Source organism: Clostridium sp. LBM24168 (assembly GCF_052953915.1).
In genome coordinates, this window is record NZ_CP196861.1 from 2,822,446 (window position 1) to 2,835,796 (window position 13,351).

Below are 13,351 nucleotides of genomic sequence, written 5' to 3' on the forward strand. Positions count from 1 at the left end.
TAAAAATACATGTTTTAAACATTCAATCCATTAAATCTATTCATAGCCTCAAATATACCTTCCCCCAAAATACACTCAACACAATCTGAAGCAAATTTAAAAACCTCTTCTATATGACTTCTCTCTTCTTTTTCAAATCTACTAAGAACATATGATATAACATCACTATCAGGATGTCCAACACCAATTTTTATTCTTATAAATTTATCTGTGTTTAGATTATAAATTATATTTTTTATACCATTGTGTCCACCAGCACTTCCCTTGTGCCTTACCCTGATCTTACCTATTGGAAGACTTATATCATCCTGGATTACTATTATATCCTTATCAGCTATTTTATAAAAATCAGCTATTTCCTTTACACTCTCACCACTTAAATTCATATAAGTACTCGGTTTTAATATGATTACCTTTTTATCAACTATGATACCATTTCCATAAGTACCCTTGAATTTTTGCTTATTTACATTTATGTTATGCTTTTTACTTATAAAATCAATAGTATCAAATCCTATATTGTGCCTAGTATGTTCATATTTAGCACCAATATTGCCTAGTCCAACTATTAAAAACATCTTTTTGCTCCAATCTAAAATCATCTAAATACCTGTTAATATTAAGTGATTATCTTACACATAAAGTATAATTATCCAGTAGAATTTGCAAATATACACATAAAAGTTTTAGCTTAGCCATAATGACTAAGTTAAAACTCATCTAAATTTTCACTTAATATTCGCATATGTATTATAATAATATTATTATAACACATATACAATCAAGTAACCATATATAGGCATAACTACAAAGTTAGCTATTTTTGACAAAATTTTATTTGCTTTCTTTAAGCTCCAATAAAGTTGCAACTAATTCTATATTATTTCCATTTCTCCAAATTTTACACTTAACTTTATCTCCAACTTTATGAAAATTTATTATTTTCTGAACATCATCCAATTGTAAAACTTTTTTTCCATCTAGTACCATAAGAATATCAGTAGGCTTTAAACCAGCCTGATAAGCTCCGCTTCCTTTTTTTACCTCCTGAATATATATTCCTTGAATTTTACTATCCTCCGAAATTACACTTTCACCATATATTCCTAGATATGGCCTTTTAACCTGCCCATTACTTATAAGCTGCTTTATTATATCTTTAACCTCATTTACAGGTATAGCAAATCCCATACCTTCAGTACTTCCTGCAGAACTTAGTTTAAAACTATTTATGCCAATGATTTCTCCCTGGTCATTACAAAGTGGTCCTCCACTATTACCTGGATTTATTGCCGCATCGGTCTGTATTAATTTGCTATATACTACACCATTATAAGATATATTTCTATTTAACGCACTTACTATCCCTGCCGTAACAGAGCCTGCAAAATCTTCACCAAGGGGATTCCCTATGGCAATAGCAGCATCCCCAACCTTTATCTTTGAGGAATCACCTAATTTGGCTATAGGGAGATTTTTAGCATTTACTTTTATTACAGCCAGATCAGATCTTTCATCTATTCCACTTACAGAAGCATCCAATATCTTTCCACTAGAAAGTTTTACTGTAACCTTGTCTGCATCTTGTATTACATGATAATTAGTTACTATATATCCTTCTGAATTTATTATTATTCCAGATCCACTTCCTGTATCCTGAAGTCCAAAATAACCTTGACTTTTATTACTTATACCAACTACTGTAGGTCCTACTATCTCTGACACTCTTGTTATTGAATTTTGTTCTTCATAATTATTCTCCTGAGATGGCTTTTGGATATCCGATATAACACTGTTCTCGTTCTTTTTAGAATTCATTAATGTCTGATTATTAGGCGTATAGACTTTATTAGTTTCCTTCTTACCGGCTATATAAGCTCCTGATATTCCGCCAGAAACTGCTGCTATCAAAATAAAACAACATAACTTAACGAATTTTTTTATATTGGATTTTCTTCTGCTGTTTACAAACTTTATCTTGGATTTACCATCACCAACATTCTGCCATTTAACATCTCTTACGCCATTATTTTTGTTATCATCCATTAAATTACACCTCATAATTACTTAATTTAGCATCATTATAATAGCAACTTTTTACACAAATATGAACAATACTGTAATAATTCATTAAATCCTCTTGAGAGTAAAAGTAAATTCTACTCCACCACCCTCCTTATTCCTAGCCCATATATCTTCTCCAAGCTGTGTCAATATGCTTCTCACTATAGGCAACCCTAATCCTGTACTTATTTTCGAAGTTCTTGACTTATCACCCTTGTAAAATCTATCCCATATATGATTTAAATCTTCATCATTTATTCCTGGTCCATCATTAAATACAGATATAAAAGCTTTATCTGCTTTAGTCTTGGTTCCAATTTTTATGTTTCCTCCTGCATTTACATACTTTACCGCATTATCTACTAAATTTACAACTACCTGCGTTATTCTATCTTTATCTGCAGCTACATATAATTTATCATCTTCCATATTTACATCGACTTTCAATTTTTTGTTGCCGATTTTTTGTTCAAATTTTATCACACACAATCTTACAATTTCATTTATATCTACTTCTTCAATTCTTAATTTAAACTGTCCTGCCTCTATTGCAGATAAATCCAAAAGATCATTTACAAGTCTGGTAAGTCTTTGTATTTCTGAATATGTTAAAGAAAGATAATAATTTTGCTTTTGTTCTGGAATCACTCCATCTAGCATTCCACCTATAAAACCTTTTATGGATGTTATAGGAGATCTTATTTCATGAGATACATTTGATATAAACTGTCTTCTATTTTTTTCAACTTCTTCTATAGAATCTGCCATACTATTAAATGACTTTGCAAGTACACCAATTTCATCTTTAGAATTTATATGAACTCTTTTTTGCACTTCCCCTTTAGATATTTTATCAGCCACATAGTTTATTTTTTCAAGTGGTTTTATAATTATCTTTTGGGACAAATAATATATAACTACACACGAAATTATAATTGCAAGCACAGCAGACATCCAGATTATTTGATACACCTTCTTTAAAGGGCCCTTTAATTCATTTATAGATGTATGCATCATTATAGCCCCTCTAAATACTCCATTTGAAAAAATAGGAATTTCAAAAGTATGTACCGGCGAAGTAAATACATCTGAATAATTCTCCCTTTTATCCACTGTTTTATTTTCTCTAAGTTCTTCAAGATCACCCGTTACTATTTGCTTAGAAGTTGCTATTAATTTTTTATGTTTGCTTTCAGATACAGAATAAACATAACCATAATTATCTACAAGCCATATATCTGCCGATAGATAGTTTCCTATATAAGTTATAGTATCATTTATATCATCAGAAGTTATATTACCGTTCAAATATTGAATAGCTCTTTCTTTTATAAATTCGGATTCACGCAGCAATTCTTCTTTTCGTTGATTAAAATAATAACTCTCAAACCAATAGGATAAAAAAGCGAATGTCATAACAAAACTCAATACAATAATTGCTGTAAACGCTGTTACAAGTTTTGAAAACAGACTTCTTCTCACATTATTTCACCTCAAATTTATATCCTACACCCCACACAGTCTCTATCTGCCAATTAGGTCCTCCTTGAAGCTTCTCTCTCAGTCTCTTTACGTGTACATCCACTGTTCTAGAATCTCCAGGGTAATCATATCCCCATACTTCACATAAAAGCTGCTCCCTTGTAAAAACTCTATTCTTATTGCTGGATAAGTAATACAGCAATTCAAATTCCTTTGGTGGCATCTTTACTTCATTGCCTTTATATACAACCGTATAGGAATTTATGTCTATTGTTAAATCTTCAAACTTAAGTACTTCTTTATTTTCATTATCAACATTATATCTTCTAAGTACTGCTTTAATTCTAGCAAGCATCTCTTTTGCTTCAAAGGGTTTAACTATGTAATCATCAGCACCAAGTTCAAGTCCAAGTACTTTGTCAAAAGTCTCTCCTTTTGCTGTAAGCATAATTACAGGTGTTTCAAAATCTTTTCTTATCCACTTTAGTACATCTATTCCATCTATATTCGGAAGCATTATATCAAGTAATACCAAATCAGGTTTGTATTCTAAAAAAACTTCTTCGGCAGATTTTCCGTCATTAGCTATTCTTACATCATATCCTGCACTTTCCACATACATTTTTATTACTTCACATATATTCTCATCATCATCTACAATCAATATCTTTCCAATTGAGCCTTCCATACGATACCTCTCCTCTGTATAATTAATAACAATAAATACTCAAACTTAATTACATAAACATCATATAATAATAATTTACCACATACTTAATATCACATAATAGTATATATCTAAAATGTAACAAATAAGTTACAAATAATTAAAAGGCACATAGAATATTTTCTACATGCCCAAATATAAATTTCAATTAGTTTTCAAATAATTTACTAACTGATATATCTTCATATATTCTTCTTATAGCTTCTGCAAATACAGGTGCTACAGATAATATAGTAAATTTATCTAGTATCTTTTCCTCTGGAAGCCTTATTGTATTCAACATAACTAATTCCTTTATAGCACAATCTTTTATTCTTTCAATTGCCGGCCCTGATAAAACAGCATGAGTACAGCAAGCATACACTTCTTTTGCCCCTCTTTTTAGCAATGCATCCGCACCATTTGTTATAGTTCCTGCTGTATCTATCATATCATCTATAAGTATAACCTTCTTATCTTTTATATCTCCAATTATATTCATTACTTCTGATACATTAGGTTTTGGTCTTCTTTTATCTATAATGGCAATCTGAGTATGTAGTTTATCTGCAAAATTCCTAGCTCTTGTTACACTTCCAAGATCTGGTGATACTACAACCACATCTTCTCTACTGTCAAACCCTTTATCAATAAAATACTTTGCCAGTATAGGTGCCCCAAGTAGATTATCAAGTGGAATATTAAAATATCCTTGAATTTGGGATGCATGCAAATCCATAGTAAGAACCCTATCTGCACCAGCTGCAGTCAATATATCTGCAACAAGCTTTGCAGTAATAGGATCTCTTGCCTTTGCTTTTCTGTCCTGTCTTGCATATCCATAATATGGAATTACAGCTGTAATTCTCCCTGCAGATGCCCTTTTAAAAGCATCTATCATAATCAGAAGTTCCATTAAATTATCATTTACAGGATTATTTGTTGATTGAATTATAAATACGTCTCTTCCTCTCACTGTCTCATTAATATCTACAGATATTTCTCCATCACTAAAAGTAGATACTCTGGAATCTCCTACCTTCATTCCTAAAATATCTCCTATTTCTTTAGCTAAATCCGGATGAGAATTACCCGTAAAGATTTTAATACTTTTTCCATGGGTTATCATTTTCCTAAGCCCTCCTAATTTTTATTTTCTCAGTCTTTTCTATTCAGTTCTTTTTTATATACCCAACCTTCCTTGTTTACCTGCCTTGCTCTTGCTATTGCCAGTGACCCCTCCGGGACTTCATCTGTTATAGTAGAGCCTGCAGCTATATATGTATTATCTTCAACCTTAACTGGAGATACTAGATTCGTATTACATCCTATAAAAGAATTATTTCCAATTAAAGTTTTATTCTTTTTTTTACCATCATAGTTCACTACAACTGTACCACAACCAAAATTGCATTTCTCACCCACCTCTGCATCTCCTATATAAGTAAGGTGCGATACTTTAGTTCCATTCCCAATTGCAGACTTTTTAACTTCTACAAAATCACCTATTTTTACCGAATTACCAATTCTACTTTGAGGCCTTATATATGCAAAGGGTCCTACAGTGGTATCCTTTCCTACACTACTTTCTAATATCACAGAACTCTGAATAGTAACACCTTCTCCTATAATACTGTTTTCTATTCTAGATCCAGGATATAATATACAATTTTTGCTTACTATAGTATTACCTTGAATTACGTTTTGAGGAAATATTATAGTATCATTTCCTATTTCTACATCAATATCTATATAAGTGGAATCCGGGTCAATTATTGTAACTCCATTTTCCATATGTTTCTCATTTATCCTATTTCTCATAATACTATCCGCTTGGGAGAGCTGCTTTCTTGAATTAACTCCTAAAGTTTCATCAAAGGGAACTGGAAGTGCTCCTATTTTTTTACCAGATTTTTTCAATATTTCTATTACATCCGTCAGATAGTACTCACCCTGTGCATTGTTATTGTTTATCTTATCAAGACTTTCAAGAAGACTTTCTATATCAAAGCAGTACATGGATGAATTTACTTCATTCACCATTAGCTCTTCTTCTGAGCAATCCTTATGCTCTACTATCTTTAAAACATCACCGTTTGCCTCTCTCACAATCCTTCCATATCCATATGGATCATTAACCAAGGAAGTCAATACAACTGCGCTATAGCTTCCATCATTTTGAAAGTTTACAAGTTTTCTTACAGTACTCTCTCTTATCAAAGGTGCATCTCCTGTAAATATTGCTACAGTGCCCTTTTTATCTTTCAAAAAATTTTTAGCACAGATAACTGCATGCCCTGTGCCCAATTGTTCACGCTGAATCGAAAATTCAACATTTTCTGATTTAACAGCCTCTTTTACTTTATCTGCTCCTGTTCCTATAACTACATCTATATCTTTTATTTGTGCTTTTTCAATTTCATCTATTACTATATTAAGCATTTCTTTTCCACATATTTTATGAAGTACTTTTGGTGTAGAAGATTTCATCCTTTTTCCTTCACCGGCCGCTAATATTATAGCACAATTATACATTTTAACACCTCTTTATAGCATTAACCACATTTTTATAACTTATATTACACAAAATGTCCACTATTATTATATTTTATATGTTGAGTATTTGCAACCATAGTAAATAATAAAAAGGAGTATTCCTACTCCCTTTTATCATTCCTGTACTTTATCTTTAGTAACAGTTTCTTCACTCTTTACTTTTTCATACTCATCAAGAATAGCCTTTTGAATTTTTTCCCTTGTTTGAGTATTGATTGGATGTGCAATGTCCTTAAATTCTCCATCAGGAGTTTTTCTACTAGGCATTGCAATAAAAAGCCCATTTTGACCTTCTATAACTTTTATATCGTGAACAACGAATTCGTTATCAAAAGTTACGGAAACAATAGCCTTCATTTTACCCTCAGCAGCAATTTTTCTAACCCTAACGTCTGTAATTTGCATATAATCCACCTCCAAGATGCTTATGTATATACTATTCTCTAAAATTTATTTTTTTCCTTCTTATTTTCAAAAAAATCAATAAATTTTTTGAAAATTTTATTAGTTAAATCTCTTAGAAGGAAATAATTGGGCTCTTTTCTCTCCATCAATACCCTTAAAATCAACTATAGATATATAATTCTGTACTAATTTTTTTGGCGTCTCTACATTATCTATAAGTACTCCAATTCCTAAAAGTTCGCTTTCAAATTCTTTCAAGAGATTCATTATACCTTTAGCTGTACCGCCGGCTTTCATAAAATCATCAATAAATATACACCTACTGCCAGGCTCCATGGCTCTTTTAGATAAGGACATATTCTGAATTCTTCCCGTAGATCCAGAAACATAATTTATTGTAATAGTTGAACCTTCAGTAAATTTTGTTTCCCTTCTTACGACTACCATCTGTATTCCAAGCATCTTTGCTACCTCATAAGCAAGAGGTATTCCTTTTGTTTCAACTGTAACTACATAATCAGCATTACTAGATATGAATTGAGATGCGAGAATCACTCCAGCAGTATTTATTATTTTAGGATTAAACATTATATCAGTCATATAAAGAAAATTACCTGGTATTATTCTCTCTCTATTTTTTAAAATAATACATAATCTTTCAGCAAACTCCCTAGTTTTCTCTGCCGATATACCACATATATATTTAACGCCACCTGCCGCACCTGATACAGTTTCTACTCTTCCCATATCAAGTTTAGTTAGTGTATCTTTTACCATAACTATATCTTCACTTACAGTTGATTTTGCAGTATTAAACAATTCTGTAAATCTATTTAGACTTATTATTTTATTAGGATTTTCAAGCAATATCTTTGTTATAGCTGATATCCTATGATTTCTACTGAGTTTCTGCATTTTATCACCTATCTATATTAAAAATTTACGAATAATTCTTTAAAATTTTATTCTATTATTCATATTGTATTCTAAAAAAAGGAGTTAATCAACAATTAAATTAATGAAAAATTTTTAAGAATATAGTTTAGAATGTGTTTTTTTGCTCCATTTTTGTATATAATTATTAGGTAATAGTCTAATGCAATTTATGAGGAGTGAGTTTGTTGTCATTTGATTTTATAAAAGATAAAAATAGAAAAGTACATTTCATAGGTATAGGTGGAATAAGTATGAGTGGTCTTGCAGAAATTTTAATAAAAAAAGGCTTTCATGTCTCAGGATCAGATATAAAAGCTTCCCCTATAACTGACAAGTTAAAATCTCTCGGGGCAGAAATATTTATAGGACAAATTAAAGAAAATATAGATTCAGATATAGATCTAATTGTATATACTGCTGCCATTTCAGAAAGCAATCCTGAATTTATTAGAGCAAAAGAGTTGAATATTCCAGTTATGGTAAGGGCTGAATTTTTAGGTAAAATCATGAAAGGACATAAATATAATATAGCTATTTCTGGAACTCATGGTAAGACTACTACAACTTCTATGCTATCAAGTATATCTTTAAAAGCCAACTTAGATCCTACCATATTGGTAGGTGGTGAATTAGATATAATAGATGGAAATGTTCGAGTTGGACACAGCCAGTATTTTATCACCGAGGCATGCGAATATAAAGGATCTTTCTTGAAATTTTTCCCTTATATCGGTGTAATTCTAAATATAGATGCAGATCATCTTGATTATTATAAAGATATTTATGATATACAGAATGCCTTTATAAAATTTGCTAAGTTAATTCCGAAAGATGGATATCTCATATGCTGCAGTGATGATGAAAAAATGAATAAAGTAATATCCAGTGTAAAATGCAACATAATTACTTATGGGCTTAAAACTGGAGATATTACAGCTAAAAATATCAATTATGATGAAAAGGGCTGCGCAAGTTTTGATGTCTATAAATATGATCAGTTCCTGTTTTCAATAAATTTAAACATTCCTGGAAAACACAATATATTGAATTCCCTAGCGAGTATAGCTTCCGCTCTAATTCTAGATATACCTGATAAATATATCATAGAAGGTCTAAGTAATTTTAAAGGAGCCCATAGGCGATTTGAACTTAAAGGTAAAAAGAATGGGATTACAGTAATAGATGATTATGCCCATCATCCAACTGAAATCAAAGCCACCTTAAGTGCGGCTCAAAACTACCCCCACAAAAAAATATATTGTGTATTTCAACCCCATACCTTTTCAAGAACATTGAATTTATATGATGAATTTGTAAAGGCATTTGACAATGTAGATGAATTAATATTGGCTGATATATATCCTGCAAGAGAAAAAGACACACATAAAGTAAGTTCAGACATGCTTTCAAAAAGTATCTCCTCTAGAGGTATATCCTGCAAAAACATTCATGATTTCAACGATATTGTATCTTATTTAGATAATACCTTAAAAAATGGCGATTTACTTCTTACAATAGGTGCAGGAGATATATTTAAAGTAGGGGAAATGTATCTCCAAAAATAATCATACATGAATGTGTAAAATCCTCCAATATAGTAAATACTATAAGTAATTACTATATTTGGAGGTGTTTTTAGTTTGAAGAATTTTTTAATGTCAGCTTCAGTAGATGTTGTACTGATTTTTATATCCTATTTTCTATTTAAAAATATATTAGGCGGACCCACAAGACATAAAATTTATGAAAAATTATTTAGTTCTTTTGCTAAATTTGTAATCTATGTATTTATAATAACAATTGTTATAAATGCTGTTATAGCCATATTATTATATAGGACTTCATATATTGCCTACATAAATATAATAGCTCCTGCCATAGTTTCAATTTTAGTAGGTTTTCTCATGTCCACAGTTCCTACCAAAGGCGCTGGTGATTCAGCAGGGAAAATATAATTTATAAAATATTCCTTAATAGAAGTTATCTATGATCCTTGTAGGTTATTTGACAATTACTTATGATATAATAATATCATAAAAATAAATTTTCAAGGAGCTGATGAGAATGAAGGAAAAATACAGAGAATTATTTAAAACAATCGTAAGATCATATTATGATGGTAACTTTGATAAAAAGATAAATGAGATTCTATCTGAAAGTTCTATTGATAAAAAAGAATTATGCTCAATTGTTTCTTCACTCTGCGGAGTTAACATAGATTATAGCAGTAGTAATTTCATATCTGAATTAAAGAATTCTATAAAATCATACAATCTAGATAATAATATAGTCAATAAAGTTAAAAACTGTTCACTGGATTGCATGGATGAAAATGGTAAAACTATTTGTCAAAGATCCTGTCCTTTTGACGCAATATTTATTGACAGAAAAAAGAATACTACTGTTTTGGACACAGATAAATGCGCAGGCTGTGGGGTATGTGTAGATTCATGTCCGGTTGGCGGAATAATGGACTCAGTACAATTCTTACCTTTGACAAATATTTTAAAAGACAACTATCCCGTGGTAGCTGTAGTTGCACCTGCCATAATAGGACAATTTGGTTCAAATGTAAAAATGGGTCAACTGAGATCCTCATTTAAAAAGTTGGGTTTTACAGATATGATAGAAGTCGCATTTTTTGCAGATATGCTTACCTTGAAAGAAGCTACAGAATTTGATCATTATGTAAAAAATGAAAATGATCTAATGATAACTTCCTGTTGCTGCCCTATGTGGGTGGGAATGTTAAAAAGAGTCTACAATGATCTGGTAAAATATGTTTCACCATCAGTTTCTCCAATGATAGCAGCAGGAAGAGTACTTAAAAAGTTGAATCCTGATTGCAAGGTAGTATTCGTAGGACCTTGCATAGCAAAAAAAGCTGAGGCAAAAAACAAAGATATACAAGGGAGTATAGATTTTGTTTTAACATTTCAAGAAGTAGAAGATATATTTGAATCATTAAATATAAAACCTTCGGAACTTCAGGATGATGAGGCATCTGAATACGCTTCAAAAGGTGGAAGACTTTATGCGCGCACAGGTGGCGTATCTATTGCGGTAAGCGATGCAGTAGAAAAAATCTTCCCTGAAAAATACAGCCTTTTAAAAGCAATCCAAGCAAATGGAATAAAAGAATGTAAATCTATGCTTACAAAAGCCCAAAATGGCGAAATAAATGCTAACTTTATAGAGGGCATGGGATGTATTGGTGGATGTGTAGGAGGTCCTAAAGCCATAATTCCGAAAGAAGATGGTAGGGAACATGTAAATAAATTTGCTGGTGATTCAGATATTGAAGTAGCTGTAGACAGTACTTGTATGAACAGTATATTAAATAAAATAGGTATAAATTCTATAGAAGATTTTAAAGATAAAAATAAAATAGGTATATTTGAAAGAAAATTTTAATATACATAAATTAGGCTCTTCACAGTATGTCTGTTGAGGAGCTCTTTAGTATCTATTGACAAAATATACATAATCCATTATATGTATTGGGGACGAAGTTATTATGGAAAATATTTTAGACAAGATATTGAAAAATATAGAAGGTGCAATTTTTGATCTAGACGGAACTCTACTTGACTCCATGGGAATGTGGGAAAATATTGATAAGGAATATTTGGGAAATAGGAATATACCAATGCCTGCAAATTTAAAAATGGAAATAGAACATCTAAGTTTCAGAGAAACTGCAGAATATTTTAAATCACGATTTAATATATCCGACTGTATAGAAATTATAGAGAAGGACTGGTATAATATGGCTTTCAGCAAATACGCAAAAAATGCGATGATAAAGCCCTACGCAAAACAGTTTTTAAGATTATTGAAATCTAAAAATATAAAAATTGCTTTAGCTACAAGCAACTATAGAACAACTTCAATTGCCGCTTTAAAAAGGAACCATATATATGAATTATTTGATGCTATTATTACAACCCAGGACATTACACGTGGAAAGAACTTTCCTGACATATATATTGTGGCATCTACAAAAATCAATATACCACCTGAAAAATGCGTGGTATTTGAAGATTCTCTCCCAGCTATAAAAGCAGCCAGACAGGCAAATATGTATGTAGTAGCAGTACACGACAAATATTGTCCTTATGATTGGCAGTATATACTCAAATACTCCAATGCAGGTATTATTGATTTTTCTAAGATTATTTGTGAATAGTTAATCTATATAGATTAACTATTCACATTTTTATGTGCCATGAATATAATATTATAATATAATGGTAAAATTTTTTAGGAGTATGCCAATGATAGCTTTTCTATTATTTGCAATTATAGCTACATCCCTTGCAACCTTTTATCGACTTAAGAACGAGATTGCATCTCAAAGGAAACAAATTATGCTTTTAAAATATGAAAATGGTAAATTAAAAGATAAACTAAAAAACGTACATCGCCATTAAGTTTTTAGTTATGCAATATGATGGTATAATAAGTACAAGAATAAAATTTCAATAATTTCTTTACTTAATTATACCATCTCTATATTCAGGAACTATATCAATTATATCTTTATTGCAGCAATAACTTAAATCTTCCTCAAATTTTAATTTTTTTATTACCTTATAATGATCTGACCGTCTTATAAAACTTATTATATCCTTATTTTTTTCATATATATATCTAGCAGTTTTTGCTATATCTGTAAGTTCAACTTCGCCATCTGTATTTTTTAAAATATTCTCCACTATATAACCGCTGCAAATAAAATCATCCATAGAAAATTGACCATTAGTACCTGAGTTAACTATTACAATATTATTTTTCAATTCTATAAGCCTTTTTGCAACTGCCTCTGCATTTATCATAGCCGCTATAACTATAGTTCTGGCTTCACTACATCTTTTTATGGCTCTAGTACCATTTGTAGTAGTCATAACCAATATTTTATCTTCAATAATACTCCTTATATATTCAAGTGGAGAATTTGAAAGATCAAACTTATCTATTTTAACAGCATTTCTTTCCCCCCCAAGTATATATCCACCTTTACCATCAACCTTCTTAAAAGCTTCTGCAACAGTCAAAACCGGTATGACAGCTTTACATCCATTATAAATAGCTGTAACTATTACGGAAGTTGCTCTTAGAATATCTACTACCGCAACTGATTTATCATATACTTTTTCCTTTTTTACATCATCTGCGGATATAATTATATCTAAGTTCATA

Annotated in this window: 13 protein-coding genes; 4 read left to right on the forward strand and 9 right to left on the reverse strand. The window is 30.8% G+C overall.

Annotated features, from left to right (window positions below; genetic code table 11):
- Window positions 1-14: 14 nt before the first annotated feature.
- From pth to purR, 8 genes are all read right to left on the reverse strand, one after another.
- Window positions 15-578, reverse strand: coding sequence for an aminoacyl-tRNA hydrolase (gene pth / locus ACSVC9_RS14035; RefSeq protein ID WP_446899866.1), 564 nt, complete (start codon window positions 576-578; stop codon window positions 15-17).
- Window positions 579-834: 256 nt separating this feature from the next.
- Complete coding sequence (locus tag ACSVC9_RS14040) at window positions 835-2,046, reverse strand: S1C family serine protease (RefSeq protein WP_446898061.1); 1,212 nt, start codon at window positions 2,044-2,046, stop codon at window positions 835-837.
- A gap of 84 nt (window positions 2,047-2,130) precedes the next feature.
- Window positions 2,131-3,546 (reverse strand): ATP-binding protein, encoded by a 1,416-nt coding sequence (locus ACSVC9_RS14045; protein ID WP_446898062.1) that lies wholly within the window; start codon window positions 3,544-3,546, stop codon window positions 2,131-2,133.
- A 1-nt stretch (window position 3,547) separates the two neighbouring features.
- The gene (locus tag ACSVC9_RS14050; protein ID WP_446898063.1) at window positions 3,548-4,234 is read right to left on the reverse strand and encodes a response regulator; all 687 of its coding nucleotides are present in this window, start codon (window positions 4,232-4,234) and stop codon (window positions 3,548-3,550) included.
- A gap of 187 nt (window positions 4,235-4,421) precedes the next feature.
- Window positions 4,422-5,381, reverse strand: a complete 960-nt coding sequence (locus ACSVC9_RS14055; RefSeq protein ID WP_446898064.1) for a ribose-phosphate pyrophosphokinase — start codon at window positions 5,379-5,381, stop codon at window positions 4,422-4,424.
- Window positions 5,382-5,410: 29 nt separating this feature from the next.
- Window positions 5,411-6,787 carry a bifunctional UDP-N-acetylglucosamine diphosphorylase/glucosamine-1-phosphate N-acetyltransferase GlmU gene (glmU, locus tag ACSVC9_RS14060; protein ID WP_446898065.1) on the reverse strand — a complete coding sequence of 459 codons (1,377 nt, stop codon included), beginning with the start codon at window positions 6,785-6,787 and terminating at the stop codon, window positions 5,411-5,413.
- A gap of 135 nt (window positions 6,788-6,922) precedes the next feature.
- The gene (gene spoVG, locus ACSVC9_RS14065; protein WP_446898066.1) at window positions 6,923-7,213 is read right to left on the reverse strand and encodes a septation regulator SpoVG; all 291 of its coding nucleotides are present in this window, start codon (window positions 7,211-7,213) and stop codon (window positions 6,923-6,925) included.
- A gap of 99 nt (window positions 7,214-7,312) precedes the next feature.
- Window positions 7,313-8,128: a pur operon repressor gene (gene purR / locus ACSVC9_RS14070; protein WP_446898067.1), complete on the reverse strand. Its 816-nt coding sequence runs from the start codon at window positions 8,126-8,128 to the stop codon at window positions 7,313-7,315.
- Window positions 8,129-8,334: 206 nt separating this feature from the next.
- Between purR and murC the strand changes: the two genes are divergently transcribed.
- From murC to ACSVC9_RS14090, 4 genes are all read left to right on the forward strand, one after another.
- Window positions 8,335-9,714: a UDP-N-acetylmuramate--L-alanine ligase gene (gene murC / locus ACSVC9_RS14075; RefSeq protein ID WP_446898068.1), complete on the forward strand. Its 1,380-nt coding sequence runs from the start codon at window positions 8,335-8,337 to the stop codon at window positions 9,712-9,714.
- A gap of 75 nt (window positions 9,715-9,789) precedes the next feature.
- Entirely contained in the window at window positions 9,790-10,104 is a 315-nt protein-coding gene (locus ACSVC9_RS14080; RefSeq protein ID WP_446898069.1) for a hypothetical protein, read from the forward strand.
- 109 nt (window positions 10,105-10,213) lie between these two features.
- Window positions 10,214-11,563: a [Fe-Fe] hydrogenase large subunit C-terminal domain-containing protein gene (locus ACSVC9_RS14085; protein ID WP_446898070.1), complete on the forward strand. Its 1,350-nt coding sequence runs from the start codon at window positions 10,214-10,216 to the stop codon at window positions 11,561-11,563.
- Between the two features lie 103 nt (window positions 11,564-11,666).
- Window positions 11,667-12,338 (forward strand): HAD family hydrolase, encoded by a 672-nt coding sequence (locus ACSVC9_RS14090; protein ID WP_446898071.1) that lies wholly within the window; start codon window positions 11,667-11,669, stop codon window positions 12,336-12,338.
- A 304-nt stretch (window positions 12,339-12,642) separates the two neighbouring features.
- Here ACSVC9_RS14090 and ACSVC9_RS14095 read toward each other — a convergent pair whose 3' ends face one another.
- The gene (locus ACSVC9_RS14095) at window positions 12,643-13,350 is read right to left on the reverse strand and encodes a 2-phosphosulfolactate phosphatase family protein (RefSeq protein WP_446898072.1); all 708 of its coding nucleotides are present in this window, start codon (window positions 13,348-13,350) and stop codon (window positions 12,643-12,645) included.
- Between the last annotated feature and the right edge of the window lies 1 nt (window position 13,351).

Excerpts from the sequence above, each read along its gene's own strand:
- pth (WP_446899866.1), bottom strand. The coding sequence starts at position 578 with ATGTTTTTAATAGTTGGACTAGGCAATATTGGTGCTAAATATGAACAT.
- ACSVC9_RS14040 (WP_446898061.1), bottom strand. The coding sequence starts at position 2,046 with ATGGATGATAACAAAAATAATGGCGTAAGAGATGTTAAATGGCAGAAT.
- ACSVC9_RS14050 (WP_446898063.1), bottom strand. The coding sequence starts at position 4,234 with ATGGAAGGCTCAATTGGAAAGATATTGATTGTAGATGATGATGAGAAT.
- ACSVC9_RS14055 (WP_446898064.1), bottom strand. The coding sequence starts at position 5,381 with ATGATAACCCATGGAAAAAGTATTAAAATCTTTACGGGTAATTCTCAT.
- glmU (WP_446898065.1), bottom strand. The coding sequence starts at position 6,787 with ATGTATAATTGTGCTATAATATTAGCGGCCGGTGAAGGAAAAAGGATG.
- spoVG (WP_446898066.1), bottom strand. The coding sequence starts at position 7,213 with ATGCAAATTACAGACGTTAGGGTTAGAAAAATTGCTGCTGAGGGTAAA.
- purR (WP_446898067.1), bottom strand. The coding sequence starts at position 8,128 with ATGCAGAAACTCAGTAGAAATCATAGGATATCAGCTATAACAAAGATA.
- ACSVC9_RS14085 (WP_446898070.1), top strand. The coding sequence starts at position 10,214 with ATGAAGGAAAAATACAGAGAATTATTTAAAACAATCGTAAGATCATAT.
- ACSVC9_RS14090 (WP_446898071.1), top strand. The coding sequence starts at position 11,667 with ATGGAAAATATTTTAGACAAGATATTGAAAAATATAGAAGGTGCAATT.
- ACSVC9_RS14095 (WP_446898072.1), bottom strand. The coding sequence starts at position 13,350 with ATGAACTTAGATATAATTATATCCGCAGATGATGTAAAAAAGGAAAAA.